Consider the following 410-nt stretch of genomic DNA (forward strand, 5'->3'; position numbering starts at 1 on the left):
CCGAGTTCCCGCTCTCCACCCAGATCGAAGTCGACGCCAGTGCTGCCTCCAAGGCCATCGGCCTCAAGATCACCAACACCAACGCGGCCAACACCCTCGACGCAGTAATCGCCATCAGTAACCTCGCCGTCTAACACGTCACAACCACAGGGGCGGGACGACCGCCCCGCGCTCTCTCACTACGCTAACGGCAATAACACCAGACACGATTGCCATGACCGTTACCGTCCGACGATTCACCGAAGCCGACAACACTGAACTGATGCGGCTCTCTATCAAGTTCTTTGCCATGGGCAAGTTCGGCAGGGACTACCACTTCGACGAAGCGAAAGCCGCCGACTACCTGAACCTCCATGCCACCGCGCCCAACTTTGCCGCATGGATAGCCGAAGAAGACGGCCAGCTACTCG

At 59.3% G+C, this 410-nt stretch carries 1 protein-coding gene; it reads left to right on the forward strand.

The genetic code is table 11. The features are described 5' to 3' along the window. Window positions 1-214 precede the first annotated feature (214 nt). On the forward strand, window positions 215-410 hold a 196-nt coding region (locus AK963_RS30665), incomplete at its 3' end, for a hypothetical protein (protein ID WP_139117850.1).

The organism is Endozoicomonas atrinae (genome assembly GCF_001647025.1).
Taxonomy (GTDB): domain Bacteria; phylum Pseudomonadota; class Gammaproteobacteria; order Pseudomonadales; family Endozoicomonadaceae; genus Endozoicomonas; species Endozoicomonas atrinae.